This window comes from Novosphingobium sp. CCH12-A3, assembly GCF_001556015.1.
GTDB lineage: Bacteria > Pseudomonadota > Alphaproteobacteria > Sphingomonadales > Sphingomonadaceae > Novosphingobium > Novosphingobium subterraneum.
Window position 1 is genome coordinate 1 of record NZ_LSIA01000262.1, and the last position, 447, is coordinate 447.

1 protein-coding gene is annotated in these 447 nt (G+C 67.1%); it reads left to right on the forward strand.

Annotated elements, in window-relative coordinates; genetic code table 11:
* On the forward strand, positions 1-447 hold a 447-nt coding region (locus tag AX703_RS21060; protein ID WP_156452155.1), incomplete at both ends, for a site-specific integrase.

A 447-nucleotide genomic window follows, 5' to 3' on the forward strand; every position in this document is an offset into this window, starting at 1 on the left:
CACGCGGCTGCGCTTCCTTGAGTTCTTCGCCGTCACCATTCGCAACCCGCATACGCGCCGCGCCTATATGCGCGCGGCCGGCGACTTCCTGGCCTGGTGTGAGGCGCGCGGCGTCGCCTCGCTTGAGGCCGTGCAACCGCTCCACGTCGCGGCCTGGGTCGAGGCGCTGGGGCGCGAGCTGGCCGCGCCCAGCGTCAAGCAGCAGCTCGCCGGCGTGCGCCACCTGTTCGACTGGCTGGACGTGACCACCCATGCGGGCCTGCGCGACCGCGCCCTGATCGGGTTGATGGTCTATAGTTTCGCGCGGATCGGCGCGGCGCTGGCGATGCGGGTCGAGGACGTGTTCATGCAGAACAGGCGGCTATGGGTCCGACTGCACGAGAAAGGCGGCAAGCGCCATGAAATGCCCTGCCATCACAATCTAGAGGATTATCTGACCGCCTATAT